The organism is Lunatimonas salinarum, from assembly GCF_017811155.1.
In the GTDB taxonomy this organism is placed as follows: Bacteria; Bacteroidota; Bacteroidia; order Cytophagales; family Cyclobacteriaceae; genus Lunatimonas; species Lunatimonas salinarum.
Genome location: NZ_JACVCV010000012.1, coordinates 41,310 through 66,384, shown reverse-complemented (window position 1 = coordinate 66,384; position 25,075 = coordinate 41,310). Strand labels below are relative to the sequence as shown.

At 45.7% G+C, this 25,075-nt stretch carries 20 protein-coding genes; 13 read left to right on the top strand and 7 right to left on the bottom strand.

What is annotated here, in order from left to right:
* Positions 1-8: 8 nt before the first annotated feature.
* From IAQ59_RS15155 to lpxK, 4 genes are all read right to left on the bottom strand, one after another.
* Positions 9-1,253: an ABC transporter permease gene (locus tag IAQ59_RS15155; RefSeq protein WP_209331677.1), complete on the bottom strand. Its 1,245-nt coding sequence runs from the start codon at positions 1,251-1,253 to the stop codon at positions 9-11.
* A gap of 75 nt (positions 1,254-1,328) precedes the next feature.
* The gene (locus IAQ59_RS15150; protein WP_209331676.1) at positions 1,329-1,940 is read right to left on the bottom strand and encodes a MiaE family protein; all 612 of its coding nucleotides are present in this window, start codon (positions 1,938-1,940) and stop codon (positions 1,329-1,331) included.
* Positions 1,941-1,944: 4 nt separating this feature from the next.
* The gene (locus IAQ59_RS15145) at positions 1,945-3,861 is read right to left on the bottom strand and encodes a putative porin (RefSeq protein WP_209331761.1); all 1,917 of its coding nucleotides are present in this window, start codon (positions 3,859-3,861) and stop codon (positions 1,945-1,947) included.
* A 25-nt stretch (positions 3,862-3,886) separates the two neighbouring features.
* A complete protein-coding gene (lpxK, locus tag IAQ59_RS15140) occupies positions 3,887-4,951 on the bottom strand; it encodes a tetraacyldisaccharide 4'-kinase (protein ID WP_209331675.1) in 1,065 nt (354 codons plus the stop codon).
* A 44-nt stretch (positions 4,952-4,995) separates the two neighbouring features.
* Here lpxK and IAQ59_RS15135 point away from each other — a divergent pair, with 44 nt between their 5' ends.
* The 3 genes from IAQ59_RS15135 (at position 4,996) to IAQ59_RS15125 (ending at position 7,390) form a co-directional block, all read left to right on the top strand.
* Positions 4,996-6,096 (top strand): Nif3-like dinuclear metal center hexameric protein, encoded by a 1,101-nt coding sequence (locus tag IAQ59_RS15135; protein WP_209331674.1) that lies wholly within the window; start codon positions 4,996-4,998, stop codon positions 6,094-6,096.
* Positions 6,097-6,099: 3 nt separating this feature from the next.
* A complete protein-coding gene (locus tag IAQ59_RS15130) occupies positions 6,100-6,867 on the top strand; it encodes a zinc ribbon domain-containing protein (RefSeq protein WP_209331673.1) in 768 nt (255 codons plus the stop codon).
* A 103-nt stretch (positions 6,868-6,970) separates the two neighbouring features.
* Positions 6,971-7,390 carry a hypothetical protein gene (locus IAQ59_RS15125; RefSeq protein WP_209331672.1) on the top strand — a complete coding sequence of 140 codons (420 nt, stop codon included), beginning with the start codon at positions 6,971-6,973 and terminating at the stop codon, positions 7,388-7,390.
* Between the two features lie 2 nt (positions 7,391-7,392).
* Here IAQ59_RS15125 and IAQ59_RS15120 read toward each other — a convergent pair whose 3' ends face one another.
* Entirely contained in the window at positions 7,393-8,001 is a 609-nt protein-coding gene (locus IAQ59_RS15120; RefSeq protein WP_209331671.1) for a histidine phosphatase family protein, read from the bottom strand.
* 54 nt (positions 8,002-8,055) lie between these two features.
* Here IAQ59_RS15120 and IAQ59_RS15115 point away from each other — a divergent pair, with 54 nt between their 5' ends.
* From IAQ59_RS15115 to IAQ59_RS15075, 9 genes are all read left to right on the top strand, one after another.
* Positions 8,056-8,478: a hotdog fold thioesterase gene (locus IAQ59_RS15115; protein WP_209331670.1), complete on the top strand. Its 423-nt coding sequence runs from the start codon at positions 8,056-8,058 to the stop codon at positions 8,476-8,478.
* 1 nt (position 8,479) lies between these two features.
* Entirely contained in the window at positions 8,480-9,697 is a 1,218-nt protein-coding gene (locus IAQ59_RS15110) for a chorismate-binding protein (protein WP_209331669.1), read from the top strand.
* A complete protein-coding gene (gene menD / locus IAQ59_RS15105; protein ID WP_209331668.1) occupies positions 9,694-11,370 on the top strand; it encodes a 2-succinyl-5-enolpyruvyl-6-hydroxy-3-cyclohexene-1-carboxylic-acid synthase in 1,677 nt (558 codons plus the stop codon). The genes IAQ59_RS15110 and menD overlap by 4 nt, the downstream gene beginning before the upstream one ends.
* A 257-nt stretch (positions 11,371-11,627) precedes the next feature.
* Positions 11,628-12,509, top strand: a complete 882-nt coding sequence (locus IAQ59_RS15100) for an inositol oxygenase family protein (protein WP_209331667.1) — start codon at positions 11,628-11,630, stop codon at positions 12,507-12,509.
* A gap of 122 nt (positions 12,510-12,631) precedes the next feature.
* Positions 12,632-14,206, top strand: coding sequence for a solute:sodium symporter family transporter (locus IAQ59_RS15095; protein ID WP_209331666.1), 1,575 nt, complete (start codon positions 12,632-12,634; stop codon positions 14,204-14,206).
* A 104-nt stretch (positions 14,207-14,310) separates the two neighbouring features.
* Complete coding sequence (locus IAQ59_RS15090; protein ID WP_209331665.1) at positions 14,311-14,670, top strand: hypothetical protein; 360 nt, start codon at positions 14,311-14,313, stop codon at positions 14,668-14,670.
* A gap of 152 nt (positions 14,671-14,822) precedes the next feature.
* Entirely contained in the window at positions 14,823-16,070 is a 1,248-nt protein-coding gene (locus IAQ59_RS15085; RefSeq protein WP_209331664.1) for an efflux RND transporter periplasmic adaptor subunit, read from the top strand.
* Positions 16,071-16,094: 24 nt separating this feature from the next.
* Positions 16,095-19,256 (top strand): efflux RND transporter permease subunit, encoded by a 3,162-nt coding sequence (locus tag IAQ59_RS15080; protein WP_209331663.1) that lies wholly within the window; start codon positions 16,095-16,097, stop codon positions 19,254-19,256.
* A gap of 133 nt (positions 19,257-19,389) precedes the next feature.
* Entirely contained in the window at positions 19,390-20,751 is a 1,362-nt protein-coding gene (locus IAQ59_RS15075) for an efflux transporter outer membrane subunit (protein ID WP_245189627.1), read from the top strand.
* Positions 20,752-20,840: 89 nt separating this feature from the next.
* Here IAQ59_RS15075 and IAQ59_RS15070 read toward each other — a convergent pair whose 3' ends face one another.
* Positions 20,841-21,152 carry a Dabb family protein gene (locus IAQ59_RS15070; protein WP_245189636.1) on the bottom strand — a complete coding sequence of 104 codons (312 nt, stop codon included), beginning with the start codon at positions 21,150-21,152 and terminating at the stop codon, positions 20,841-20,843.
* Positions 21,153-21,563: 411 nt separating this feature from the next.
* Between IAQ59_RS15070 and IAQ59_RS15065 the strand changes: the two genes are divergently transcribed.
* Positions 21,564-21,962 (top strand): response regulator, encoded by a 399-nt coding sequence (locus IAQ59_RS15065; protein ID WP_209331661.1) that lies wholly within the window; start codon positions 21,564-21,566, stop codon positions 21,960-21,962.
* Here IAQ59_RS15065 and IAQ59_RS15060 read toward each other — a convergent pair.
* Complete coding sequence (locus IAQ59_RS15060; protein ID WP_245189626.1) at positions 21,959-24,988, bottom strand: serine hydrolase domain-containing protein; 3,030 nt, start codon at positions 24,986-24,988, stop codon at positions 21,959-21,961. The two genes, IAQ59_RS15065 and IAQ59_RS15060, sit on opposite strands and share 4 nt — an antisense overlap.
* Positions 24,989-25,075: the final 87 nt, after the last annotated feature.

The window sequence follows — 25,075 nt, the reverse complement described above, 5'->3', positions numbered from 1 at the left end:
TATTTCTTTTACTCGTATCTTAAAGATTCTATAGGATCCAGTCGACTGGCCTTGTACGCTGGAATGTAGCCGGAAAGCAACCCTACCAAGACACATATACAGAACGCTACTATAATCCAAAGCCAAGGGATAATAAAGCCTCCTGGCCCTACTAGGTTACCTACTACATTCCCTATCGAGATTCCTAAGATTACCCCTAAAATACCGCCCAGTATACATATGACAATGGCTTCTATTAAAAATTGCTGACGTATTCGAAGTGGCGTTGCTCCCAGCGCCTTACGAATCCCTATCTCCCGGGTGCGCTCAGTCACGGAAACCAGCATGATGTTCATCAGACCGATTGCTGCACCCAATAAAGTGATAAAACCAATGCCAAACCCTCCTATCCGCAAAAAACCGGCAATCTCTTCTAATCGCTCACCGAGTGTCTGCGATTTCACTACTTCAAATGACTCCTCCATCCCTACGCCATCGCCCCGCACACTTCGCATCATCCCGGTAGCCTGACCCATTTCATATTCCATCTTGAGCGGATCTGAGGTGGTGACCGTAATCGTGTAACGAAAAGTACCCCGTGTATCCAGATTCTTTGCATTCAGCAAGGGAATAATGATCGCTCTATCGGCTCCTGTATCGCCGCCTACGCCTCCCTGTTCTTCCATCACGCCCACGATTGTATACCTCCGTCCAAAGAAAGAAATGTAATCGTTGATGGGATCTTCTTCCGCTGAAAAAAGCGTCTTGACGATCTCGGTTCCGATGATGCATACATTGTTGCCGTACTGCTGCTCCACGCTGCTAAAATTCCGTCCTCTTTCTACTTGGATACCATTGATTAAAAAATAGTGTTCGTCGCCACCCGTGATTCGGCTATTGGGGTTGGTTTTCTTGGATTTGCGCTTTACCTCTACCGAGCCTCCCACAAAGGTGGTCACAGTGGATATTCCCCTTTCATTGTATTTTTGCTGAAAATTGACCGCTTCCCGGTAGGTGATGGGGGCGTAATTTTTTTCTGCTACGCCTGCGGTGGTTGCCCTACCTCCTGAGACGCCACGAGACCGCAAATTGAAGTTGTTGGAACCAAATCCAGAAAGGCTTTCCTCTATCTGAGCTTTCATGGCATCAATGGCCGTGAGCATCCCCACCAAGGAAGTGATGCCTACCGCAATGATCAAACCAGTAAGAATGGTTCTTAATAGGTTGGTTTGAACCGACCGTAGTGCCTCCTGAATGTTTTCGAACAAATTCATCTATCGTTCAGTTTAGAACATTTCTCACTTCATTTCGAATTTTAATAGCCTAATAATACGAAAATCTGTAAAATATCAATGCATGCGGTCCCCCCTAATTTCCAGATCTTGCAGTACCTCCTTCTCAAACGCAAGCCATTCACTCCAGCGTCTGTCCACCTTTTCCTTGGGGTAGTAGGTTTTGGCCAAGTCGATGAAGTTTACATAGTGGCCTGCCTCTGAGACCATCAGCTCATAGTAAAAGGCCTTTAATTCTTCGTCTTCGAGGTTTTTCCAGAGAATCTTGAACCGCTCACAGCTCCTCGCTTCGATAAGGGCGTTCATCAGCAGATGCTCAGTCAGGTGCTCCATCCGGCTGCCACCCTTTCGAATAAACTGCTGCAACTTGGCCACATATTCATCCTTTCTAGGTTTACCAAAGGGTATGCCACGCTTTTTTAATTGCTTCATTACCCGGTCAAAGTGTTCCCATTCCTCCGCTACCACGGGAGTCAACACTTCAACCAACTTTTCCAGCTCAGGAAACCTGACAATGAGGGAAATACAGGAAGAAGCCGCCTTTTGTTCGCAATACGCATGGTCTACGAGTATATCCGCGAGGCTCATTTTTGCCACATCTATCCAACGCGGATCGGTCGGCAATTGGAGGCGCAACATTTTTTGTTTGGTAGTCTCTTTCCAATCCATCCTATTAATCGAAGAAAGCCCAGGTGATCCCTAAATCCAAGCTCTGTTTCAAACCGGTGAAATAGGGGGTCACAAAATACCCATTTTGTTCCATCATGCCCGCATTCAGGTGATTGTACCTAAAAAGGACCCTCGTACGGTTAATGCGAAAATTGAGAAAGACATCCACCACAGGATAGGCGTATACATTGAACTGATCCTGCAGGTAAAACTGCTGCGTAGAGGGCATGTAGGCATCTGCCAAGTTATCACTGCGGTACCTCCCCTCCAGGCCCAGCTGTACATAGATGTTGTCATCAAACAAAGGTCCATCAAAAAAGAAGCGGGTATTGGCGAAGATATCCGGGATTCGGAAGGCATCTGCCGCACCACCGGTAATGGCGGTGTATACCAATTCGGTCTGCCAATGAAATTTACCCGAAAGGATGAGGTGGTAATTCACTCCTGGCATGACCATAAAGGCCTCTCCTGTGGCTTGCGTAGGAAGCGCCTCTTGATTGTAATAAATGTAGTTGTTGATCCGATTGATGGTCAAATTAGGTCGTAGGCGAAAATTCGGAAGATCCACCTTGATCACCCCTTTCGCCTGGTCCACACCTATACTAGAGAAGGAATGGTCCCAGCGAAAATGGTTGCCCCTATACCGCTCTTGGGCCAACATCGGTCGATACAAGGCCTTGGTATAGCTCAGATCAATGAACGGGGACACAAAAAGCCCGTGAATGCGGTACCCATCCGGCACCAAGTACTCTCCTTCCGCTTCGAAAGACCATTTCTCATTGATTTCACCCCGCAGGGCACCGCCCAGATAAAGTTCCGTAAAGGAATTATTGCTTTCGAAAAAGCGGCTCGCCATTCTGCCAGTCCGCAATTTCAAGTACGCATTGTAGTAGACCGGGCCAAAATCACCCTTAAACCCTATTTCATTCTTCCATTCCGAAAAATGATGGTGGTTGTTGGTGGTGTCCCGTTTGCTATGCAACAGTGTGGTGTCGGAAGAGTGAAATCTATTGGAATTGAAAAACAAAGAATCACTGCTTGACAGACGGGAGAAGAAGGTTACTTCCTGCTTCTTTTTGTCAAATACATGATAGGCTTGCCAACCCTTTAAAATTTCATATTGGTGATAAATCTTGTATTCCTGCCTTAAGTCAGATGCCCGAGAATTCCGAAGCCAGACCTTTGAGTCCTCATAAGTAAAGTACAGAGAAGTACTGTCTATTTCCGGTGGGATGATGCCTCCCTGTTCATTGACACGATGTTTCATGCGCGTGAAAGCGCCAAGCAGGAAATACTTGTCATTGTCTGACCGATAATTCGTGTGGAACGAGTAGGAATCGTTCACTACCATATTGTCATCCCGCCGGGTAGGGTTCAGCATCTTACGGGCACGGATGGTACCAAAATTAATCCCTACATTCCACTTAGGCGTGATGTTTCTGGTAAATGCAATATCAAGCTTATTTCTGTTACCCCCTCCAAAAAACGCATTGAGCTGGGTATAGGGGGATTTGGTGTTAAAATACCGGATGCTGTCGGCGGAATTATGGTAGATATCGTAGGCATGAAACCCCGAGCTGCGGCCTATCTGCCGGGGCACTTCATAAAACACCGGTTTGGCTGCACTGCCTAAATTTCCCAAATCCTGGTATTTGTACCAGGTATTGGCCACAGGCTCGTAGTTGTGAAATCCAGTCAGGGAAGTATCTATCTCCACTTGCTCGAACCGATTGTATCGAAGGAATTTCTCGTAGTAAAACAACGACGTCTTGGGTCCATACACCATCTTCGTAGAGTCGTCCAATAGTCCTCTTCTCGGAGAGTCCCCATCTTCACCACCTTGGGGAGGTCTTTGCTGCCCCTGTTGCTGACCTTGGGGTATTTGTTGTGCATATGCCGAAAGCCCCCAAAAGGCCAACATCCACAGAAAAAATAAGAGCTGCTTGCTATTCACCCGGGTTGTTCTTTTTTTTCACCGTATCCAAAACCATTGTCGTTATCATCCGTCGGTCCGCCTCGGACAAATCCATCTCCATAGGTAACGCAAAAATGGGGATTTCTGTCCAAAAAGGAAGAAATTGAGGCACGTTAAATTTAACCGCATCCTTCTCGGTCGTAAGCAGGCATGGCTGCTTGGCGATGTGTTTGCTGTACAGCGCTACCATGTCCTTGATATCCGAGGCACGATATCGGTGATGATCGGGGTAATCCCGTACCTCCAATACCTCGTGATTTTTACGCACCTCCTCCAGAAAATCCTGGTTCGAAGCAATTCCAGTCACGACAATCACGGCCCTTCCAATGGTACTGGGACCTCCGGAGATCCGAAATGGTGCTCCATACCGAATACCGGCAAAGATAACCGGTGCTCCCTGTTGGGCGTAGGTACTAATTTCGCTACGGTAAGCCTCTTTTTTGTCCTCAGTCATTGTGGAGGGGCATTTCGTTACCACCACGAGGTCAGCCCGTCCTGCTCCTTTTCTACTTTCCCGAAGCGTACCCAAGGGCAGAATGCGGTCTTCAAAAAAAGGCTTGCGAAATGTGGTCAGTAAGATCGAAAGATCGGGCTTTACATAGCGATGCTGAAACGCATCGTCCAAAAGAATGATTTCCGTTTCCGGACGTTCAGCTAACACATGCGTGATAGCCAAAGCCCTAGACTCCCCCACCGCAACAGCTACCCTATTGCCGAATTTTCGAAATATCTGAAACGGTTCATCCCCTATATCCTCGGGACTCACTGTGGTGTCAGCTAGCAGAAACCCTGAGGTTTTGCGTTTATAGCCCCGGCTGATCACTGCAAGTTGAAATCGATCCTGCAAATTCCTGATCAAGTATTCCACCGCCGGTGTCTTTCCTGTACCTCCAACCGAAAGATTACCTACCACAATTACCGGTACGGTGAAGGATGTACTCTTCTTGGATCCTATTTCAAAAAGGTGATTTCTCCATCCCGTTGCCAGGGAATACAGGGCAGCCAGGGGATAAAGAAGGGGATCGTAAAAGCGCATTGGAAGATTTTTGCTAGCTTTGATTGATAAACAAGGGCAAATATATGGTTTATTTTATAAGGGACGTGATATCCTACTTGGAAACCTGGGCACCCCCAGCCTACCAAGAGTCGTATGATAATGCGCAATTGATCGTAGGAAATCCGGATGCTGAGGTGACCGGCATTCTCTGTACATTAGATGCCACGCAAGAGGTAGTCGCCGAGGCAATTGAAAAAGGCTGCAACCTGATCATTGCACATCATCCCATCGTATTTAAGGGGTTAAAAAGTCTCACGGGAAAAAACTACGTGGAGCGAACGATAATCAAAGCCATCAAAGAGGATATCGCAATTTATGCGATCCATACCAACCTGGATCACATCTTGGGAGGTGTAAATTCCAAGATAGCCGAAAAAATCGGTTTGAAAAATACCCGTATACTATCTCCAAAATCTGGTGTTCTGTCCAAGATGGTCACCTTTATTCCTGCTGCACACACTGCGCAGGTATTGAAGGGGCTGTTTGAAGCCGGAGCGGGAGAAATCGGCGCGTACAAGAACTGTAGCTTTCGAGTGAACGGCGTCGGAACATTTTTGCCAACAGAAAAGGCAAATCCAACAGTCGGTAAACCGGGGCTTTCGGAGGAGGTATCCGAGGATCGTGTCGAAATACTCTTCCCCAGTCACCTAAAGGGACGTATCTTGGCCAAACTGCGTCAAGTGCACCCTTACGAGGAAGTAGCTTATTACCTTCATACGTTGGAAAATGAAAATCAGGAGGTAGGGGCCGGCATATTGGGAGAGCTGGAGACGGAGGTCGAGGAAACGGCTTTTTTGGCCTTTCTAAAAAACGTGATGAATCTTTCAGTCATTCGTCACACCAAGCTGCTGGGTAGGCCAATCCGTCGTGTAGCCCTATGCGGTGGGGCGGGCATTTTCTTGCTGGAAGCGGCGAAACGGACAGGTGCAGACCTGTTCATCACGGCTGATGTAAAGTACCACGAATTTTTCGATGCTGATAACCAATTAATTATCGCGGACATAGGGCACTATGAAAGTGAATTTTTTACAAAAGAACTATTGAAAGACAAATTGTCAGAGAAATTTACTAATATTGCACTCTATTTGTCGAATGCAGTCACAAATCCCATAAGCTACCTATAATTGATGGAAAGTACCGTTGCACAGAAACTAGAAGCCATTCTTAACCTTCAAAACATAGATTCCAGATTAGACGCAATTTTTAAAGTCAGAGGTGCGCTTCCCGAAGAAGTTCAAGATTTAGAGGACGAAATTGCGGGTTACGAGACTCGCCTGTCAAAATTCGAATCGGATATTGCAAGTCTGGGCGAGGAAGTCAAAAAACACAAAGACGCAATCAAAGAATCCGAGAAGCTGATCAAAAAGTACCAAGAGCAGCAAATGAACGTCCGAAACAATAGGGAGTACGACGCCATCACCAAGGAATTGGAACTGCAGGATCTGGAAATTCAGGTTTCCAAAAAGAAAATAGGAGAAGCGCAGTATCGGATAGAAGAAAAGGAAAAGGACATTGAAGAAGTCAAAGAGGTTCTCAAAGATCGCAAGCACGACTTGGATCAGAAAAAAGGGGAATTGGATGTGATTATCTCAGAGAGTGAATCTGAAGAAAACAAACTAAAAACGGATCGAGAAAAAGCTTCCAAAAAGGTAGACGAGCGATTATTTAAAAGCTACCAAAAAATTCGGCAGAATGCCAAGAATGGGTTAGCGGTCGTGTTGGTGAAGCGGGGCGCATGCGGAGGTTGTTTCAATGTCGTACCTCCTCAGAGACAAGCGGAAATCAGAGAGAAGAAGAAACTGATTGTTTGCGAGCATTGCGGACGGATTTTTGCCGGTGTGGAAGAGGAGGTAGAAGAGGATACCGGAACAAAGAAAAAGCGAAGTAGAGCGTAAGAATTCAATATACCAAGCCCGATTTAAATCGGGCTTTTTTTATATTCGCCGTAATACGAAAACATTTCTTGTTGGATTTAGTATATTTACATATATTAGACCCATGAGAAAAACGTTGGCAATCATATTTTTTTTGGGAATAGCCTTCTTGTCCGAAGCAAAAGACAAGAAGGAAAAAACCTTTTTGGTGATTTTTAATAAAAGTGAACTGCGCCTGCACCGTACCAGCAGTGCGAAAATTGAACTGACTTTTCTGGATAACTTCGAGACGAAATCCTATTCTGGCAATTCGGACGCTGCCTTACTCATCACCGTTCCCTTTGAAGATTGGGATGAATGCGATATTGGAAAGGCATTGGTGATCCTAGGAAATGACCGAATGGTTAAACTGGAAGAGGTTGCTTTTCGAATCATTGACTTAAAACAGACCGATCACATGTACGCGCAGCTCCTCTCCAAATCCACTGACGAAGCTAAAACGAACAATAAGAAACGGATTGCCTCAGTCAAACTATCCCTTTGATACTAAGCCGGTGATCCGGTATATCCGATCAATTCGTATCCTTGGTCACGATGATAGTGCAATTCGTAGCAGCACAGATTTTGGTGCTTGAATTGATCCATCTCCTTCAGTGGTTTTTCTAATAATAAACACATCAAAATCCGTATCGCCCGCCCGTGCATGCAGAGGAGCAGGTTTTCTCCCCCATTTCCGGTAATGTGATCCATTGCCCTAGATAAGCGATCTGCCACTTGCAGAGGTGATTCTCCTCCTTCAATCTTATAATCGAGTTGTCCACTTGCCCATCGGCGTAACATATCCTGATAATGGTGGTGGCCGCTTTCATCCATGGGTATGCCTTCGTACTTACCCCAACTGATTTCGTTTAGTTCCGGCATAGAGATGCTGGGAATCCCCTTGTTCAAAAAGGGCTCAATGGACTGACGGGTCCGAATAAGTCCGGAATAGTAAATAAAGTCAATCGGCAGATGCTTGTTTTGTTCAAAAAACGCAGCGGCTTGCCTACGTCCGGTGTGGTTTAACGGCGCATCAATCCCACTACCCTGCACCACGCCTCTCAGGTTGTAATCGGTCTGTCCGTGACGGACTACATAAATTTTTTTACTGCTCAAGATTTACTTATTTTTGAATTCAGGTTCAAAGAAAAAGCTTTTATCGGACAAAACATGCTATTTACTTCAAAACCAGACCTCGATTTTTTGAATAAAATGGGTCGAAACACCATGGTGGAGCATCTGGGCATCACGTTTACGGCAGTAGGCGAGGACTTCCTAGAAGCCAAGATGCCCGTCAGTGACAAAACCAAACAACCTTTGGGCTTGTTACATGGAGGAGCCAATGTGGCCCTTGCGGAAACCCTTGGCAGTGTCGCGGGAATGCTGGCAATCAATCCGGAAACACACTACTGTGTGGGATTGGAAATCAACGCCAACCACTTAAAACCCGTTAAAGAAGGGATTGTGACTGGAACCGTCAGGCCGGTTCACCTCGGCCAGAAAACGCAAGTTTGGGAGATAAAAATAACCACGCCAGAAGGCAAACTTTCCTGCATCAGCCGGATCACGCTTGCCGTGCTGGAAAAAAAATAATATGAGTACCGTAGCAGCAACGAATACTTTTACCACATCCGATTATTTGGAAAATCTATGCCTTACCGCACTGGAAAGTCGCTTCCAGTTAGCTGTTTGGAGAAAGCCCAAGTGCTCCAGAGTGGAAATAGTGCTAGAAAGTAGCGGTGATATCGTACACGTGGACACGGAAATCGAAAAATTACCCTCCGGTTTTATTTTACACCCTTTTTCCGGGTTGGAGAATGAACGGGCATTTTTTATACCTGCGGAAACCTATCTAAGCATAGACTTGGCACAAAACACTTCACACGTTCTTCCGGAACACCTGATGCATCCGACCTCCAATCAGGAAGCCCCATTAAAAGACAAAATTTGGAATGTATTAAAGCGAGAAACTAACACTGAATTAGCAGCAAATGAGTTGCAGACTGAAAAGCCCGCATTTTTAACCATGGTAGAAAAAGCGAAGCAAGCTATTGCGGGTGGGTCGATGTTTAAAGTGGTTGCTGCAAAGACGAAGCATTTACCATTAAACGACCGCTTTGATCTCATAGGGACCTTTCTGGCGCTTTGCAATGCCTACCCAAATTCCTTTGTCAACTTCTTTCACATACCGGGCGTTGGCACTTGGATAGGCGCAACCCCCGAGATACTTATTCAGACCAAAGGTGCTGCCTTTCACACCATGGCCCTGGCGGGTACCCAGCGAGCAGTAGGCGAAAACCCGCTAAAAACAGCCGCTTGGACTCAAAAGGAAATAGAGGAACAAGCCTTGGTAAGCCGGTATATCGTCAGCTGTTTCAAAAAGATCCGCTTGCGTGAATACGATGAAATCGGCCCCAAAACAAGTATGGCAGGTAACCTCCTTCACCTAAGATCCGACTTCTTCGTTGATATGGAAACCACCGGATTTCCTCAATTAGGGTCTGTCATGTTGAATTTATTACATCCGACATCAGCTGTTTGTGGCATGCCCAAAGATGCCGCAAAGGCCTTTATAGCGGAAAATGAGGGGTTTGACCGACGCTTTTTTGCGGGCTACTTGGGGCCAGTCAATATAGGAGAGGAAACGGAGATTTATGTAAACCTTCGTTGCGGGCAGATAATGGCCGACAGCGCCATCTTATACGCCGGTGCTGGAATCACCGAGGACTCTGACCCAGAGAAGGAATGGGAGGAGACCGAGATGAAGTGTGAGATCATCCGAAAGTACCTCATTAACCCCGCAGAAGCGTGATAGTAGACGCCATTAGTGACTTGGTCAGCATTTGTGCGCGGCATGGCGTAACGGAGGCTGTACTCTCGCCAGGCTCCCGCTGTGCCCCCATTTCTTTGGCATTTGTCCGGCATCCTGACATACATTGCCGCACGGTATCCGATGAGCGGTCCGCCGCCTTCATGGCACTTGGAATGGCCCAACAGCTGGGCATACCGGTGGTACTGGTATGTACGAGCGGATCCGCCGCCTATAATTACGCTCCAGCGGTGGCGGAGGCATTTTTTCAACATATCCCTCTGCTGGTGATCACGGCTGATAGACCTCCTGAATGGATAGATCAGTGGGACGGCCAAACGATCCGGCAGCGAGGAATTTTTGGAAGCCATGTAAAGCGGAGCCTAGAGCTACCCGATTCGTTTGCATCCAAAGACCAATTGTGGCACCTCCATCGGTTGGTAAACGAGGCGATTTTGGAGGCAACTGATTTCCCCAATGGCCCGGTACATATCAATGTGCCGTTACGCGAACCATTCTACCCCTCGCAAGGCGAAACGTTTGACTTCTCGCGGGATGTCCCCGTTTCAAAAGTACTGAGAGGTACCCCTGCCCTGTCAGAAACTCAACTCTCCCAATTGGCCAATGACCTGCAAATGCATAAACGGATCCTAATCGTTCCAGGCCATCAAAAACCGGATATCCAGCTATCGGCAGTCTTAGCGGACATTCATTCCTCCCGTTCGGCTGTGGTGATTTCCGAACTGATTTCCAACCAGCAATTTGAAGGGGCAATTTCGCACCCAGACTTCCTTTTGCCAAACGTACTGGACAAAGACCGCTTACAACCGGATTTGATCATTACTTTTGGAAAGAGCCTTTTATCCAAAAGCCTTAAGCAGTTTCTACGAAGCGCCGTTGCAAATCATTGGCATATACAGCCACAAGGCTATATCCCTGACCCCTATCAGAAACTCACCAAAGCCATATACGCAGATCCATTGGCCTTTTTGCGCTGGTTCATAGCCCAAGAATACCAAAGTGACAGTTCTTTTTCCTCCCAGTGGACAGAAGAGGAAAAAAGCATCGGACAGCGGTTGGATCGTACGATGCAAAATGCTTCCTTTGGTGAATTCAAGGCAATCTACCACTGCTTTAGGCACCTTCCCCGCCCTTCTAAGGTCCATTTAGCCAACAGCATGGCGGTACGCTACGCAAGCTTCCTGGGTATGGCAGCAAGAAATATTGAGATCATCGCCAATCGGGGAACAAGTGGAATTGACGGATCTAGTTCGACCGCCGTGGGCTGTGCGTTTACAACCCATGAAATCGTAACCTTGATTACCGGTGATATGGCGTTTTTTTACGATAGAAATGCCTTTTGGCACAACTACAACCTTCCCAATCTTCGCGTTATCGTCTTAAACAACCATGCAGGTGGAATTTTTCGACTAATTGAAGGACCAAGTTCCCTGCCCGAACTAAAGGAATATTTCGAAACCCAACAGTCCCTAAGTGCCAAATCACTGGCCAAGGAATACGATTTTGAATACCTGTCCGTGATGCAAGAAAAGGAGTTGCTTTCGGCACTTCCTGTTTTTTTTGAACAGTCTCCCAAACCAAAAATCCTAGAGGTTTTCTCCGAGTCTGCGACCAACGCCAGAATACTCCAAGAAATCAAAGCTTCCCTAAAGTAAGTAGATGTTGGTTTATATGGCAAAAAACACCGCTGCTTAGGCCCTATCACACCCATTATGGCCCGTCGTAAATAGGCAAACTCGCTACATTTCCGCAGGCACAATCATGGGAACCATAAAACACAAAATACAGTGTGAAGAACCTACGCCATATGAAAAAAATTTGGACAACTTTCCAATAACATGAATGAATTTTTGGTAATTTTCGAAATCGATCAGAAAAATCGTATTGAATACCCTCAAAACACCTTATTTCCATGCAGGCGAATTATAATGAAAACGAAAAAGCTCCTCTTAACAGCATAGAAGATTGGGAGGATGATCTGTTGGTCAGGTACCCTGAACCCAAAGATAAGCAGCCAAAAGCCAAAGAAGATTACCGAAATTACCATGATTCGGAGCGGGTAGACACGGTACGTGAATTCTATCGGTTAAACCACAAATATCAGACTTACGATTTTGTGGTGGAAAAGGAGAAGGAATTCCTGAAATTTGAAAAAAAAGAAATGCCCTTTTGGGACGCTGTTGCTTACCTCAACACATTGGTAGATGACTCTGACCCAGATATCAACCTGGATCAACTCCAACACCTGCTACAGACCTCTGAGGCCATTCGGGCGGACGGACACCCCGATTGGTTTGTACTCACCGGATTTATCCATGACCTGGGAAAGGTGCTTTGCCTTTTTGGCGAACCCCAATGGGCGGTAGTAGGAGATACTTTTCCGGTAGGGTGCAAGCACACCGATGCAATCGTTTATCCAGAGTTTTTTGCCGATAACCCGGATTTCTCCGATGAACGGTTCAACTCTACCTACGGAATCTATTCGCCAAACTGCGGACTAGATCAGGTGAAGATGTCTTGGGGACACGACGAATACATGTATCAGATGATGAAAGACTACCTGCCTGAACCGGCACTTTACATGATCCGATACCATTCCTTTTATGCGCAACACCGGGAAAATTCGTACGACCACTTGCTCAACGATCACGACCGGGAAATGTTCAAATGGGTGGAGAAATTTAATCCGTACGATCTATACTCCAAGGTGCCGGTACCACCCGATGCAAAAACCCTTAGGCCCTATTATGAGGATTTAGTAGCTAAGTACCTTCCCGCGACGCTTAAATTCTAACTGGAATGCGCCTTCGATGGGTGCTTCCATTAAGCTTTAGCCAGTTCAAATCATAAAACCCTCCCCAAAGCGACATCCCCTGCCGCTTTGGGGAACTTTATAACCTAACCACCGATCAGTACATGCTTACTGTTGTTTCCTTTCTTGGATTTACCCTATTTGTAGCTATTTTTTCCTGGTATAAATTAAGAAAGGACGACATTAACTCCCGGGATGGCTACTTTTTAGGTGGGAGAACGCTCACCGGAGGCGTTATAGCAGGATCTATGATCCTGACCAATATTTCTACCGAACACCTCATCGGGATGAATGGATCAGCTTATAAAAATGGGATGATTATCATCGCATGGGAGGTGACTTCCGCAATCGCTTTGGTAATTGCAGCCTTGTATTTTTTGCCCATTTACCTGCGTATGGGGCTGACGACCATCCCCCAATACCTCGAAAACCGATACGATGGAACAACCAAAGCCATTGTAGCCTTTCTACTGATGCTCTCCTTTGTGGTTACGCTGCTGCCAATTGTATTATATACAGGCGCAATAAATCTTGAGAGTATTTTTAACGTCTCAGATGTATTTCAAATTAGCAAGGAGGAGGGAATTTGGCTTACCGTAATCGTCATTGGTGTTATCGGATCTATCTACGCAATCTTCGGGGGACTAAAAGCGGTAGCGCTTTCTGACTCTATTAATGCCATTGGTCTCGTGATCGGCGGCCTTATGGTGCCGGTATTTGCATTATGGGACATCGGCAACGGAAATATCTTGGAAGGCTTCCAAAAAGTATATGATGCCGCGCCCGAAAAATTCAACGTGATTGGTGCAGCAGATTCTGTTCTCCCATTTAGCACCCTATTCACCGGGCTGATGATCAATCAAATCTATTTTTGGGGCATGAATCAAACGATCATACAGCGGGCATTGGGTGCAAAAAACATGGCAGAGGCCCAAAAGGGCTTGTTATTTACCGGCATTTTTAAAATCCTAATCCCATTGATCATCGTTTTACCCGGCATTGTTGCCTTTTATTACTACGGTGAACAGTACTACGAAGACCAAGACTTCATCTACCCTGTGCTGTTAATGAAAGTACTGCCTTTGAGTTTGACGGGCTTTTTCGCAGCCGTCGTTCTTGGAGCTATTCTAAGTACGTTCAACAGTGTGTTGAATTCCGCCGCTACGATATTCAGTTTGGATATTTTTAAAAAATTCATCTCTCCTGCTTCTACAGACAGAACCTTGGTTCGCGTCGGTCGGATCAGCTCCATTGTGCTGGCGATTGCAGCCATCTTGGTAGCACCCCTCGTTGGCAATGCTCCGGAGGGTCTGTACCAGCTAATGCAACAACTGAACGGAATTTTCTTTATCCCCATCGCTTCCATCTTGATCGCAGGCTTTTTCATTCCAAAAATTTCCGCGGCCGGCGCCAAGGTAGGCTTGATATTAGGACTTAGCTTTTACCTCTTGACCACTTTTATACTCGAATTGGACATTCACTTTATCCATATTTGGGGAATTGAATTTATCATCAACATGGCAGCCATGTACTTGGTAAGCCTTAGGTTTCCGCCGAAGTCACGAACCGCTCATGTAAATAAAGTACATTTGGATTTGCAGGAATGGAAATTTGCAAAACCACTTGCAATTGCCCTCGTCTTATGCGTTGTGCTGATCTATGTGTGGTTAGCACAATAATTTTTTTTTTCTTTTTTTGGAAACTTTATCCAACAAAAAACTATTTATCATAAAAACATACGCATTCAATTTAAACTCATTAATTTTGCGTTTTGATTAATATTATGAAGCGTTTCTTGCAGTTTTTATTAAAAAATGTTCTAACCAATTTTTTGGCCATATTTTTGGTGTGCCTGTCTATTGCTGATGGAGAGGAGTGGGATCACGAAATCGTATATCAAGATACTCAAATAGCGGCGGTAGATTACGACTACGTCGATTTCCCAACTTCACTCATCCGAAACAATACCGTCAGTTATTCCAGCTTACAACGGATAGCAGACGTTTCGCCATTTACCATCGATTTTAGCAAGAAAATCACGTTTCCGTTATCAGAAGCGCAACTAAACCAACTAAGTTATACACTATTACACCCGTTTCTTTCCCACCTAGTCGAGGTGGTTATCTGCAAAAACGCCCCCTGATTTTTTTTCTCTAAATTCTCCTTTTATTCCGAATCAGGTACCCTCCTGAATCAAGCAACCCAAGGTAACATTCTCTTAAAAGTGAAATTTTGCTTTTGGCAATGCGTCATTACTTGTTTTTATAAACTAATAACTTCTTATTTACACTATCCATGGAAAGATCCTTTTCCTTCTCCGAAGCATTTGCTTCTACACGGTTTTTACCTGTCCTTTCAGGCCTAGGTATTGTACTTGTTTTGTTCACCGCGTCTTGCAGTCCTGGCAACGGCAAAGACAATAAAGCGGACAAGTTATTGGAAATTCCGGTGCTTTCGCTGGATCAGATGACTATTGAAATACCTCAAACCTATGTGGCGGATATTCAAGCAAGACAGTTTGTGGAGGTTCGGTCAAAAATCGAAGGCTTTATAGAAAAAATACACGTGGATGAGGGGCAAATTGTAAAAAAAGATCAGCCTTTGTTCCAGCTGACTTCCACGGAATACAACGAACTGGTCAACTCGGCTACAGCCAAACTGATGCAAGCAAAAGCGGAGGAAAAAGGAGCCTCACTGGAGGTAGAACGCCTGAAAATATTAGTAGATAAGAATATCTTTTCCTCATCTGAATTGGAACTGGCTCAATCGCGGTTGGACATGGCTCGGTCTGCCATCATGGAATCCGAAGCCATGCTTAAAAATGCCCGCTTAGGGCTTTCTTACACCACCATTCGGGCTCCCTTTGACGGCATGGTAGATAGGATACCCTACAAGACCGGTAGCTTGGTCAACAGTGGTGATCTTCTCACAAATATTACCGATATCGACGAAATATTCGCCTATTACAAGATCACTGAGAATGAGTACCTGGAGTACATGAGAGGGCATATCGATAGAGAAAACTTTAAAAAAGAATCTACCGAAGGCCTAAAAAATGCCCTTGAAGAAGCGTTGGAAATGGAAAAGGAAGAGATTTCCCTGATCCTTTCAGATGGCCAAATCTATCAGCATACTGGTGAATTGGAGACCATGGAAGCCGATTTTGAAAAGGGTACCGGTTCAATTGCATTAAGGGTGCGCTTCCCTAATCCCGATGGCTTGCTCAAACACGGGGCTAGCGGGAAAGTGCAGATGACGAGGCCATTGGAAAATATCTTTTTGATTCCTCAAAAAGCAACCTTTGAAATACAGGACTACACCTACATATACCTGGTAGACGAAAACAATAATGCCCAAATTAGAAGCTTTAGGCCTAAGGGCAGGTACGGCCTTTTTTACATCGCAGACGATTTCAACGAGGGAGACAAGATCATTCTGGAGGGTATACAACTTCTTAAAGACGGTGTTGCCGTAAGCCCCCAAGCGACTGATCCTACCGATGTGTATGAATCATTGGAGACCATTGCCCAAGCGTCATTGTAATTTCGTCAAAAAGAAAAAAGTAACATGTTCGACATATTTATCAAGAGGCCTATCCTGTCTACGGTAATCTCTGTTTTGATTACTCTATTGGGGTTGCTAGCCTTGATTTCACTTCCCGTCACCCAATTTCCCGAGATTGTACCTCCATCGGTGACCGTTACGGCTAGGTATACCGGAGCAAATGCGGATGTATTGACAAAGGCTGTCGCTACCCCCATTGAGCGGGCTATCAATGGGGTACCTAACATGACGTACATGACCTCGGTCAACACCAACGACGGTGTATCGCTAATCACGGTATATTTTCAAGTAGGTACGGATCCCGATCAGGCGGCGGTAAACGTTCAGAACCGCGTTTCCACGGTGTTGGATGAACTTCCGGAAGAGGTAATCCGTGCCGGTGTACAGACAGAAAAGGAAGTAAACTCCATGCTTCTCTATTTGAATCTGATGACCACGGACACTACACAGGATGAACGGTTCGTGTACAATTTTGCGGACATCAACATTCTGCCGGAGCTTAAGCGAATCGACGGGGTGGGATTTGCCCAAATCATGGGATTCAGGGATTATTCCATGCGCATTTGGCTCAAGCCTGATCGACTGGTATCCTACGGATTGACTCCTTTGGATGTAAACGAGGCGATTAGAGCCCAAAACGTCGAAGCGGCTCCGGGTAAATCCGGAATCAGTTCCGATCGCGAACCACAGGCCCTGCAATATGTATTGAAGTATACTGGTAAATTCAATACCGAAGAAGAATACGAAAACATCACGCTAAAGGCGCTTCCGGACGGATCTCTTCTCAAATTGAGAGATGTGGCGGAAGTGGAATTCGGATCCCAAGAGTACAGCATGGTTTCCACTACAGATGGGCGCCCTTCTGCCTCGATCATGATTAAACAGCGCCCGGGGTCCAATGCGCGGGATGTCATCCAAAATATCAAGGATAAAATGGCTGAACTGGAGGAATCCTCCTTCCCTCCTGGAATGGAATACAACGTTTCCTACGATGTTTCCCGATTCTTGGATGCTTCTATCTACGAAGTGGTAAAAACCTTGATAGAGGCGTTCTTGTTGGTGTCGATTGTGGTGTTTATCTTCCTTCAGGACTTTAGATCTACGTTGATTCCCGCAATAGCGGTTCCGGTATCGTTGGTAGGTACCTTCTTTTTTATGAACCTATTCGGCTTTTCGCTCAACCTGCTGACACTGTTTGCCATGGTATTGGCGATCGGAATTGTGGTAGATAATGCCATTGTGGTGGTAGAAGCTGTGCACGTGAAGATGCATAAGGATGGTCTCAATGCAAAAGACGCCACCTTTGCCGCCATGAAGGAAATTGGTGGGGCTATTATCGCGATTACGCTAGTCATGTCGGCGGTGTTCGTTCCGGCGGGATTTATGACAGGGCCGGTAGGCATATTCTATAGACAGTTTTCGCTTACCCTTGCGATAGCCATTGTCATCTCAGGTATCAATGCACTTACGTTGTCTCCAGCCCTCTGTAGCCTTCTGTTGAAGCCGGTTCACCATGAGGACAAGAAAGGATTGCTAAGCCGCTTTTTTACCGGTTTCAATGTGCGGTACGATCGCTTTTCGAGCCAGTACGGCAAGCTAATAGGAGGTACTGCAGGCAGGAAGTCGGTCACCTTCGGCATATTGGTTCTATTCTTCCTATTAACATTTGGAGCAGCCAGCATTCTTCCTACTGGTTTTATCCCAAATGAAGATCAGGGCATGGTCTACGTTGCGGTGACCACTCCTCCGGGATCCACGGTGGAACGTACCCAGCAAATCATGGACGATATTCAGGCGGCGCTCTTACCCTTTGACGAAGTAGAAACCATATCTACCCTAGCTGGATTCAGTCTCTTAACGGAAACCGCCGGTGCTTCCTTTGGCATGGGGATGATAAATTTGGTAGGTTGGGGAGAAAGAGATCAAAATGTCAATGAATTGATCACTAAATACCAAGATCGTACCTCTCATATTACCGGAGCCGAAATTCAGTTTTTCTCCCCCCCTCCGGTGCCCGGATTTGGAAATGCCTCAGGGTTTGAGCTGAGACTACAGGATAAAACCGGTGGATCTTTAGACCGCACGGCAGAAACCATTTCCGGCTTTTTGGAACAACTGAATGAAAGGCCCGAGCTTAAAGAAGTCTTCACCAACTTTGATCCTAGTTTCCCCCAGTATCTCTTGCGGGTAGACCACGATAAAGCTGCTAAACTGGGCGTATCGGTGGATGAGGCCATGGATGTACTCCAAAGCTATATTGGTAGTTTTTATTCCTCCAATTTTATCCGATACGGGCAAATGTACAAGGTAATGATTCAAGCATTACCCGAATACCGAACCAATCCCGAGTCATTGTTGCGGATGTATACCAAAAACAATCAGGGCGAGATGGTGCCGTATTCCAACTTTGTAACCATGGAACGAGTATACGGACCAGAGCAGATCGGAAGGTATAACATGTTCCTTTCTGCCATGATCAACGGAGATGCCGCAGAGGGATATTCTAGTGGAGATGCCATCAAAGCGGTAGAAGAAACTGCCTTGTCAGTCTTACCCCGAGGATTTGACATCGACTGGTCTGGAATTACGAGGGAGCAGATTGACTCTGGCAATCAGGCCATCTATATTTTCCTAATTTGTTTGGTATTCGTGTACCTGCTGTTGGCTGCGCAATATGAAAGTTACCTGTTGCCTTTTCCTGTAATTCTTTCCCTGCCTGCCGGGGTATTTGGATCTTTCCTCCTATTGAAATTAACCGGACTGGAAAATAATATTTATGCGCAGGTATCGCTCATCATGTTGATTGGTCTACTCGGCAAAAATGCCATCCTTATCATTGAAATTGCGGTTCAATCCCGCCAAAAAGGGATGGGGATTTTGGCGTCCGCAGTCAATGGTGCAGTAGAAAGACTTAGACCCATTCTGATGACTTCGTTCGCGTTTATCAGCGGGCTTATTCCGTTAACCATCGCTTCCGGTGCAGGGGCAATCGGTAACCGAACCATCGGAACAGCTGCTGCAGGAGGCATGCTTATCGGAACCCTCGTGGGTATTGTGCTCATTCCTGGACTGTATTATGTTTTCGAGTCTTGGGCTACCGCACTGAAAAAATCGAAGGAAGAAAAGCCTTCTGAAAAACTTGTTGCTGAATTAAAAAACATCTGATACCAGCCATAGCGGAGAAGGCCTTGCCTTCTCCGCTTTGAACTCTGAAAAAATGAAACTCTTCAAATATTCTATATATAGCTTCGTTGTGATAATTCCCCTGTTGATCGGGTGTGCCCCAAGCAGAGAACCCTTGACTCAGTCCTCACTTCCTGATGGATTTGGTGCCAATGTGGGTTCAGATACCTCAAACTGGGGGCTGGTACATTGGCGGGAATTCTTTAAAGATCAACAACTGCAAAGATTGATTCAAGAGGGACTTTCAAATAACCAAGATGTCCTAAAAACCTTTTATGCCATTCAAAGGGCCCAAGCAAGCCTTCGGCAGGCAAAACTGGGGCAGTTGCCTGAATTGAACGCATTTGCCGGTGCCGGGGTGACGCGGTTTGGAGAATATACCATGGATGGGGTGGGAAATGCCGACTCCAACCTATCCCCTACCGTACCGGAGGATAAGCAAATACCGGATCCTTATAGAGATTTTACCTTAGGGCTGGATTTTAATTGGGAAATTGACATCTGGGGCAAGCTGGCCATGCAAAAAAGGCAGGCTGCAGCTCGCTTTCTGGAATCGGAGGAAATGTATGCCTTGGCCAAGACTAACCTGATCGCGTCGATCGCCGAAGCCTATTACCTCGCTGTTGGCCTTTCGGAGGAGATCAGGATTCTGGAGGAAAATATTTCCATTCAGATCAACCAATTTGAATTGGGCAAGAGCCTAAAAGAAACTGGCCAGGACAGTCAGCTATCACTCGATCAGTTTGAGGCACTTTTGCTGAATTCAAGAGGCGTATTGCTAGACAAAAGAAAGCTTCTGCAGCAGGCAAAATTGACCCTGATGCAACTCACCGCTACAACCGATGACAACATAAACGTCCAATATTTTTCCCAAACGGATCACGTGCCCGAAGTGCTAAATATAGGTATTCCATCCGATTTACTGCGGTTGCGACCAGATGTTAGGGCCGCGGAACGGAACTTGGAGGCACAAAACTTACAAGTTAGCATAGCTCGTACAGCCTTTTTTCCCTCGTTCAATCTGGCTGGACTTGTGGGATTCAACGCATTCGAATTTGGCCGGCTGTTTCAAACGCCAGCGTCCGGAGTATATCAGCTAGGAGGCGGACTTGTCGCTCCCATCTTTAATCGAAGTAGGATACAGGCTTTTTATCAGACCGCAAAGGCCGATCAACGGATTGCACTCCTAGATTATGAACAAACTGCGTTGGTCAGCTACTTGGAGATCCTCCGCTTAGTCAACGACTACCAATTCCTTACCGAACAGGTAACTTTAAAGTCTGAGGAGGTTGCTATCCAAAAAAGGTCGATTGATAACGCTACCACCATGTTTCGAATAGGCTACGCGGATTACCTTGATGTGATCAACTCCCAAACCCGTTCACTCGAATCTGAACTTGCCTATGTGCAGCTTCAGGTAGACAAGCTTCAAAACTATAGCCAGCTGTATCGTGCATTGGGAGGTGGATGGCAATAAGCTTAGATGAACAACTAAAAAATTGGCGTGATTTAACACGTAATTGTAGAAAAATAAAAAGAGTGCGGTGATAAAACACCGCACTCTTTTTATTTTGCCCAATAATCAACTACGGTCACATCGTCCAAATGCGGCATAAGAACCTCGACAAAAGCCTTGTGCGCCGGATGAGGTAAGTAATCGTCACGATCCTTTTCTGTTTCAAACGATACAAAGAAACAGTGGGTTAATCCTTTGTTCAATCCTTCGGGGCTATTGTTCGTGCCCCATTCAAAATCCTTGATAAGGCTGATTTCATCCTTTAGGGCAATGAAAGCATCTTCAACTTTTTTGATATCTTCCGCAGAGGATTCATCTTTGAATTTAAATAACACCACGTGCCTTAGTAAGGGCTTTTCCATAGTTAGTTCTTGTGTTTTAGTTTCATCTTCCACCTCGATTTTGCCGTCACTGGCAGGGCTACATGCCCAAAACAATGCAACCAAACAAAAGCTACTGAAAATTGGGACGCAAATCTTTTTCATTGTTTTTGATTTATAGATTGATTCAAGTGGGAAATTAACCAAATTTTACCAATCCTACAGTTATCTTCCGCATTTAATTGCTTGCATGGCAGTAACATTGGCAGGTTAGGTTTTTGGACTTAAAAAAAATCACGATTTATGCCACACCGCATTTGACGTTTTTCATTGATTGCTATCGTTTTTTTTTATACTTTTCATGAAAATTTCGAAAAAACACATCCATTTTATCGACATTTCTTAAAACAACCTTCCAGTTACATATTTGTAGCAACCAACGTCGTAATTTTTATGTCAAGAATCAAAGTAGCCTGTGTGATTGATGATGATCCCCTGTATAACTTCGGAATCAAAAAACTATTTGAATTCACCCAATTTTCCGAAAACTGCCTTTTTTATAAGAACGGACAGGAAGCCATTGACGCACTCACAGATATATCTCTGTCCGAAAATTTCCCCGATGTGTTATTAGTGGACATCAACATGCCTATCATGAATGGCTGGAAATTTTTAGAAGAATACGAAAAACGCAACCTAAAAAGGGACGTAAGGATCTACGTAGTATCCTCCTCTATTAACCAAGAAGAAATAGACCGAGCAAATGGGTATGAATTTGTAAATGGCTACATTTTCAAGCCACTGACACTCGAAAAGGTCAAGGAATTAAAAGAACAAATAGAAAACTCTTAAGGCTTTTTATGGCCACTTTCATAGAGTCCATTGGCCTTCAGTGCTTCATAAACCACTTCTAGAATGCCGGTACGGATATTCAATTGATATAGTTTCCTGTTTTCTCTGGTGGGGTTTACCCGATTGGAAAGAAAGATGTATACCAAGTCGTTTTCGAGATCTATCCAGGTGTAGGTGCCGGTAAATCCAGAATGTCCAAAACTAGTGGCAGGGGCACTGGGAGCCGCATTTCCATTTGGGTCTCCCGGTCTGTTAGGCCGATCAAACCCTAGCGCTCTGTAATTAATGCCTTGTTCGCAATATACACAAGCCGAAAATCTGTGCACCACACCGTTTTGGATTAGCGTTTCACCCCCATATACTCCGTCATAGAGATAAAGATGCATCAGCTTGGAGAGCTCATTTGCGGAACCAAACAAACCGGCATGCCCACTGATTCCACCCAACATGGCTGCGCCCTCATCATGCACGGTACCATGGAGCTGTTGCCGGCGAAACAGCGAATCATATTCCGTAGGTACCACCTGGGATAAGGGGAACCGTTCGTAGGGGTTAAAAGTTAGCCCTTGAGCTCCCAAGGGATTATAAATGTTTTGCCTGATATAGCTAACAAAATCCGTTTTTGAAATATGCTCTACCACCTTTGGAGCCAATATAAACGATAGGTCACTGTAGACATACCCTTGATCCGGCTTTATGCCTGAATCCATAATTTTTCGATAAATCTTGTCAGTATATTTTCGGTGAATATATAAGTGATTAGCCACTTTCATGGGAAATCTACCTGAAGAATCCTGCTTAAAGGTATACCACTTGAATTTCCCATTTTTTCGCTGTGTTTCCTGCCAAAATGAAATCCATGCCGTAAGCCCTGATTGGTGGGTAAGAATATCTTTGTAAACCAACGTTTCCTTATTGCTCCCTTTCGCCATTGGTAAGTATTCGCCCAGTTGTCTATTCTCATCAAATTTGCCCTCTCCCTTCAAGTGCATGAAGGCGGCCAACGCCGTACTGATCTTGGTAATGGATGCCAAGTCATACAAATCGTCCAGGGATACCTTCTGAAGCGAATCAAATCCGTGATGTCCATAGGCTCTGTGAAAGAAGACCTTCCCCTCTTTGGCCACCAGTACCTGCGCTCCAGGGGTTGCTCCTTCCCTGATAGCCAAATGAACCAAGGAATCTATCCCTGCAAGCTGATCCGAAGGAACACCAATACTTTCAGGTAACCCATAAGCTACTCTGCTACCACCCGATAGCTCCAATCCGGCTCCTAAAGGAAAGACAGCAGAGACCCGTACCGGCAGCGTACCATTTGCACCAATCCCGCCAAAGATCATCTGGGAAACCAAATCCTGGGTGTCTTCCGTTTCCTGGTAGGCGGCTACTACTGCGGACGCATTGGGTAAATCCACCAGTTCGTTCAATGCATATACATTCCCAAAAACAGAAACAACCACCTCTTTATCTTGATTAAGCTGCTTTAAGATCAGATTCATTTCCGGCGTTATCCCAAAACGATCATTCCCCGCCCGTAAGGAAATACCGTGTACGCCTACGATAATCCGATCGTAAAGAGATAAGTCCCGAATCAATCGATTTATATCCGCCAATCCCGCTTCGAAGGGCAGATAAAAATGATCCATTGCTTGATATCGCGCCAACCCACGCTGAAAAGCCGTTTCATGGGAAACTCCCATCGAAAGGCTAGCCGTACGGTATGTACCTAACCCGGCCAAAGGGAGGATATTTTCGTCATTTTTCAGTAAGGTTAGCGAACTTGCTGCCAATTCCCTGCTCAAATGGCGTGCGCTGGGGGTTTTGAGGTCATCGATCAATGAGGTTACTTCCACCGGTTGCCAGCTTGACAATCCTAACCAAGCTTTTGCCCGAAGTACCTTTCTTACGCGTGCGTCAATCTCCTCGGGTGCTATTTGACCTGCTTCAAGGGCCTTTTTTACTTCTCGAATAGTTGCAGGTACATTCATTGTATTGAGCAACATGTCGTTTCCTGCAAGCAGCGCCTTCACATCTACTACGCCTGGTTCATAATATTTGGCCACTCCCTGCATATTCAATGCATCGGTAAACACGAGACCTTCGTAGTTCATCTCCTTTTTAAGCAGGTCGGTTACTACCGTCGGACTAAGTGTGGAGGCTAGATTGGGCGTACTGTCCAATACCGGTATGTGCATATGAGCCACCATCACACTGCCTAAGCCCGCTTGCATCAACTGGCTAAACGGGTACAACTCCAACTCTTGCAGCCGCTGCTTGGAAAAATGAATTACCGGCAATCCATAATGGGAATCTACATTGGTATCTCCATGTCCCGGGAAGTGCTTGGCAGATGCCAAAACCTGTTCGTCCTGCATCCCTCGCATATAGGCCAAGGCCTTTCGGGCTACCCGCTCTTTGTCCTCTCCAAATGAACGGAATCCGATTACCGGATTTGCCGGGTTATTATTGATATCCACCACAGGAGCAAAGTTCACATGCAATCCAGCCCTTCTGGTATGCTTAGCCACTTGTCTCCCCATCTCATAGATCAATGAATCATCTCGAATAGCTCCTAGGGCCATTTGGTAGGGAAAACGCAGGGTGCTGTCCAAGCGCATGGCAAGGCCCCATTCTCCATCAATGCTGATCATCAGGGGAACTTTGGATTCCCGCTGAAACCGGTTAATCATATGTGCCTGGCGTACCGGCCCCCCTTGAAAGAAAATCATCCCACCTACCTTATACCGCTTTACCAAATTGCTGACTGAGTCAACGTGCACAGGCCCCTTGTTGGAATAAACCGGAATCATAATCAGTTGGGAAATTCGCTCTTCCAAGTCCATTGATTGCAAAGTTTCCTCCACCCAGCCTTCCAACCCCGGATCCAAGTTCAAATAAGGCACCGGATGGGTTTGGGATAGCACGGGTATTGGTTCAATTGCCAGTATCCAACTCAGCCACACCACGGTCAAACACCCTTTTGGCAATCTCTTAAGGAAGGGAAAATAGGGAAAAAACATAGACATTAGCGAATAAATTACAGCCCTTTCCATCCGGCAATACGACTGGAAAGAAGGATTTTTTTTGAAAGATACGGTATTTTCCTTCGATAG

Coding starts and splice junctions, on each gene's coding strand:
- IAQ59_RS15155 (WP_209331677.1), bottom strand. CDS start 1,253: ATGAATTTGTTCGAAAACATTCAGGAGGCACTACGGTCGGTTCAAACC.
- IAQ59_RS15150 (WP_209331676.1), bottom strand. CDS start 1,940: ATGGATTGGAAAGAGACTACCAAACAAAAAATGTTGCGCCTCCAATTG.
- IAQ59_RS15145 (WP_209331761.1), bottom strand. CDS start 3,861: ATGTTGGCCTTTTGGGGGCTTTCGGCATATGCACAACAAATACCCCAA.
- lpxK (WP_209331675.1), bottom strand. CDS start 4,951: ATGCGCTTTTACGATCCCCTTCTTTATCCCCTGGCTGCCCTGTATTCC.
- IAQ59_RS15135 (WP_209331674.1), top strand. CDS start 4,996: ATGGTTTATTTTATAAGGGACGTGATATCCTACTTGGAAACCTGGGCA.
- IAQ59_RS15130 (WP_209331673.1), top strand. CDS start 6,100: ATGGAAAGTACCGTTGCACAGAAACTAGAAGCCATTCTTAACCTTCAA.
- IAQ59_RS15125 (WP_209331672.1), top strand. CDS start 6,971: ATGAGAAAAACGTTGGCAATCATATTTTTTTTGGGAATAGCCTTCTTG.
- IAQ59_RS15115 (WP_209331670.1), top strand. CDS start 8,056: ATGCTATTTACTTCAAAACCAGACCTCGATTTTTTGAATAAAATGGGT.
- IAQ59_RS15110 (WP_209331669.1), top strand. CDS start 8,480: ATGAGTACCGTAGCAGCAACGAATACTTTTACCACATCCGATTATTTG.
- IAQ59_RS15100 (WP_209331667.1), top strand. CDS start 11,628: ATGCAGGCGAATTATAATGAAAACGAAAAAGCTCCTCTTAACAGCATA.
- IAQ59_RS15095 (WP_209331666.1), top strand. CDS start 12,632: ATGCTTACTGTTGTTTCCTTTCTTGGATTTACCCTATTTGTAGCTATT.
- IAQ59_RS15090 (WP_209331665.1), top strand. CDS start 14,311: ATGAAGCGTTTCTTGCAGTTTTTATTAAAAAATGTTCTAACCAATTTT.
- IAQ59_RS15085 (WP_209331664.1), top strand. CDS start 14,823: ATGGAAAGATCCTTTTCCTTCTCCGAAGCATTTGCTTCTACACGGTTT.
- IAQ59_RS15080 (WP_209331663.1), top strand. CDS start 16,095: ATGTTCGACATATTTATCAAGAGGCCTATCCTGTCTACGGTAATCTCT.
- IAQ59_RS15070 (WP_245189636.1), bottom strand. CDS start 21,152: ATGGAAAAGCCCTTACTAAGGCACGTGGTGTTATTTAAATTCAAAGAT.
- IAQ59_RS15065 (WP_209331661.1), top strand. CDS start 21,564: ATGTCAAGAATCAAAGTAGCCTGTGTGATTGATGATGATCCCCTGTAT.
- IAQ59_RS15060 (WP_245189626.1), bottom strand. CDS start 24,988: ATGTCTATGTTTTTTCCCTATTTTCCCTTCCTTAAGAGATTGCCAAAA.